Annotated in this window: 3 protein-coding genes; all 3 read left to right on the forward strand. The window is 59.1% G+C overall.

Going from position 1 to position 3830, the window contains the following annotated elements:
* Positions 1-425: 425 nt before the first annotated feature.
* Genes ACW9HW_RS29425 through ACW9HW_RS29435 form a run of 3 tightly spaced genes read left to right on the forward strand, consistent with a single transcriptional unit; the run spans position 426 to position 3687 of the window.
* Complete coding sequence (locus ACW9HW_RS29425; RefSeq protein WP_457402841.1) at positions 426-1967, forward strand: multicopper oxidase family protein; 1542 nt, start codon at positions 426-428, stop codon at positions 1965-1967.
* A gap of 13 nt (positions 1968-1980) precedes the next feature.
* Positions 1981-3117, forward strand: coding sequence for a hypothetical protein (locus tag ACW9HW_RS29430; protein WP_457402843.1), 1137 nt, complete (start codon positions 1981-1983; stop codon positions 3115-3117).
* Between the two features lie 3 nt (positions 3118-3120).
* Entirely contained in the window at positions 3121-3687 is a 567-nt protein-coding gene (locus ACW9HW_RS29435; RefSeq protein ID WP_457402845.1) for an SCO family protein, read from the forward strand.
* The last annotated feature ends 143 nt before the right edge of the window (positions 3688-3830 follow it).

A 3830-nucleotide genomic window follows, 5' to 3' on the forward strand; every position in this document is an offset into this window, starting at 1 on the left:
TGGCCGATGGCGGCGGGCCCACGGAGCAGGACCGGAGCGAGGGCATGCCGAGCCTAGGCGAGGCACCGAACGAAAGGGGCAAGAGCCCTTGGTTACTTGGGGCTCTTCCAAGTGACCCGCTGTAAGAGCGGAACCCTAAGTAGCCGTTACCTGAATAACGGATATATCCCCGATTCATAGATTCATTAATCTATAGTGTTTCATAAATGAGAAACATGCACTTCATCGCTTTATATGACGCACTGGATCCAAAAAACTAGCGCACCACAACACCTGTTCTACACTGCGAAAAGTTGCACGCAATCATTCTCATTTCCAAAGAGGAAGTGGTTTTGCACATTGCGCGGTGTGTCTTCTACTCACCTTCGGCAACACCCAGGCGAACTACCCCGTAGTTCCTCGCCACGCCCACGAAGGTCGCGATCATGCCCAGAGCTTTCAGCGTCCGCCCTTTTGCATTCTGCGCGAGCGTCGTTGCCCTTGCGCTGACCGGTTGCGCGACACAGCATTCCGCTGAACCCGCCTCTCAACCGCTGCGCCAGAACCCCGAGTTCACCTACGACGCCGGCGGCGTGACCCGTGCCACGCTGACGGCGGCCGAACAGCAGGTCAACGTCGGCAATGAGCGCTATGTGTCCCTGGTGTTCAACGGCGATTACGATTCGCCACTGATTCGAACCCGCCCCGGCGGGACCATGGCGATCCGTCTGGATAACCGCATGGACGAGATCACCAACCTGCATTTCCATGGCATGCAGGTGTCGCCCCTGGATGAAGGCGACAATATTTTCCGCGTGACCCAGCCTCATCAGGTGGGCGAATACAACGTCAAGTTGCCGATGCAGCACAGCCCCGGCGCCTACTGGTATCACAGCCATTTCCATGGCGGCTCCCAGCGTCAGGTGTCGGCCGGGATTGCCGGGCCGATCCTGGTCGATGGCATGCTCGACCCCTTCCCCGAACTCAAGGGCATCAAGGAGCAAGTGCTGGTCCTGCGTAATTTCCAGAAAACCCTGACCGGCAAAGTCGCCAGCGAAATCATCACCAGCGCCCCGTCGATTCGCACGATCAATGGCCAGGAAGTGCCCACCATCGACATCAAGCCCGGAGAAACCCAGCTCTGGCATTTCATCAACATCGCCGCCAACCAGTACTTCCGGATTCGCATCAACGACCAGTCGATGCAGGTGCTGTCCCGCGACGGCAATACCGTGACCCGCCGCGTTGATACGGACCAGGTGCTGATCGGACCATCGGCGCGTTTCAGCGTGTTGGTGGTCGGGCCACCGGCCGGCTCCTACGTCGTCGAAACCGGCTCGGGCAATACCGGGCCGGCGGGCGATGACTACCCGGGGGCCAAGCTGGCGGTCCTGCGCTCCAGCGGTGCGCAGGTCGCGACGCGGCAGATCACCAGCGCCTATCCACCGGCCGAGGACCTCAGCAAGATCGCGGTGAACAAGACCCGGCAGTTCGCCTTCCAGGATTCGGACACTGACTCCAATGCGTTCTTGATCAATGGCACCCGCTTCGAACTGGACCGGGTCAACACCACGGTCAAGCTCGGTGACGTGGAAGAGTGGCGGCTGTTCAACCCGTCCCAGGAACTGCACCAGTTTCATATTCACCAAGTGGATTTCCAGGTCACCGAACTCAACGGCAAACCGGTGCAGTTCAGCGGCTATCGGGACAATGTGTTCATTCCCGCCACGGGTTCGATCACCGTGCGCATTCCGTTTCGCGATCCGGTGATCCTCGGCAAGTTCGTCTACCACTGCCACATCCTCGAACACGAGGACGGCGGCATGATGCAGGCGATCCAGGTGGTCAAGCCCGAGGACTACGAGCAGGCCGTCAAGCTCGAACCCCTGGGCGGGCTGTACGGTGAAAACAACCAGTTGTGCTCCTGGCTGCGCAACACCGGACAGGACCCGAAAGCGTCCAGCCCGATGACGACGTTGATCAAATAAGGGTGGGCGCGATATGAACAACTATCGCCTGGCAATGTTGTTGATGGGATCGGTGTGCGGTGTCGAAGCGACCCTGGCCGATGACGGTCAGTACCCCAACGTCGGCATGGATTACGACGCGACCTTTCAATATGACCACGTGCATGCCGACGTGCCCCAGGGCGGCAATCGCAACAGCACCGATGCCTACCCGGACATCAACACCACTTTTTACTTTCGCTTCACCCACGACCAGCAGATTCAGCTGTCCACCGAGATCAATCCCATCGACGGGCCGGAGCCGGGTCAAAAACGTTTTTTCGAAGACGTGGGGCTGGTGATCAACGACCTGAACTATTACCAGAACAACGCCAACTCAGCGTTCTCGGTCGGCAAGTACCATGTGCCGTTCGGTCGCGCGCAGGACCAGGCGCCGGGCCTCTACACCGAGGATTTCGTCAGCACCTACGACCTCGACGGCATGCTCGGCGGCACGGTGGCGTATCGTTTTTTCGACCAGAAGCTGGGCATGATCGAGCCCAACCTGAGCCTGTACACCGCAGACAATTCGTTTCTCGGTCGCCCCTATCTGCGCCATGGCGAAAAACTGCAACGCAGCGACGGCGGTCCCTCGAACACCGGCAAACTCGACTCCTACGCGGTGACGGTGAACTGGATTGCAATCCCGGCAGTGCCTTATCTGGAGATGCAGGCCGGCTACATGTTCAACAAGAAGGCCGAGGACCAGACGCAACCCAGTCCGCCTGGCGAAGACGACGAAACCATCAAGATCGCCTCCGCCCGCTACATCTGGGCTTATGAACCGAGTACGGATCTTGAGCCGACGCTGGCCGGGCGCTACTTCGATATCGTGCCCTTCGTCGAATTCGCCGATGTCGACAATGAAGACGGCATCAAGGGCAACGACACCCGTTACCTGACCACCTCGCTGACCTTCGATTTCGGTGACTGGGCCCTGGGCGCGACCCGGACAGACAAGCATCGCGAATCGACGGGGGGTGCGGATCGCCAGGATTACCTCAACGAGCTGAGCCTGACCTACAACATCACCGGTCAGATCACGCTCGGGCTGTCCGCCGGCACTCAGAAACAGGACGGTCAAATGTCGGAGCTGGTGGGCCTGGCGCTGACCTATTCGGGAGGGTATTGAGCAATGAAATGGCTAATGGCGCTGCTTCTGGCGGCAATGGCAGCCAGTACGCCAGCCGCGCCCCGTAACGATATCGGCGGGCCGTTCCAGTTGACCAATCAGAATGGCCAGCGCGTCACCGAACGCAGTTTTGGCGAACCGGCGTTGCTGTACTTCGGCTTCATGACCTGCCCCGCCATTTGCCCCACGGACCTGGCGAAAATGGCCCGCATCAGTCGGCAACTGCAACAGCAGCAAGGCATCACGGTGCGACCGATCTTCGTCACCATCGACCCGGAACGTGACACGCCGAAAAAGCTGAAGGCGTACGTGAACTACTTCGCCAGCGACTTCGTTGGTTTGACCGGCTCGGCGCAAGAGATCGCCCGCATCACCGACGCCTACCATGTGTATTACAAGAAAGTGCCGACCGGCGATCAACCAGGGCAGTACATGATGGACCACTCGACAATTCTGTTCCTGCTCGACAGCCAGGGCCGCTACCTAAAACATTTCGGGCGCGGACTGGATGAAAAGGACATCGAGAAACAGGTGGTTGCTGCATTGGCGGACGCAGCGGCCGGACGCTGAAAGCAAATTCCTGAACATCACAACCTAATGTGGGCCTGCTCGCGAAAAGCGGTGGGTCATTCAACATTGATGTCGTCTGGCACGACGTCTTCGCGAGCAGGCTCGCTCCCACACTGATCATCTGTCGAAGCAAAAATACATGC

The sequence above is a fragment of the Pseudomonas sp. SDO5532_S415 genome, from assembly GCF_054071155.1.

Bases quoted from the DNA above. Each gene is read 5' to 3' on its own strand.
- ACW9HW_RS29425 (WP_457402841.1), top strand. From the start codon at position 426: ATGCCCAGAGCTTTCAGCGTCCGCCCTTTTGCATTCTGCGCGAGCGTC.
- ACW9HW_RS29430 (WP_457402843.1), top strand. From the start codon at position 1,981: ATGAACAACTATCGCCTGGCAATGTTGTTGATGGGATCGGTGTGCGGT.
- ACW9HW_RS29435 (WP_457402845.1), top strand. From the start codon at position 3,121: ATGAAATGGCTAATGGCGCTGCTTCTGGCGGCAATGGCAGCCAGTACG.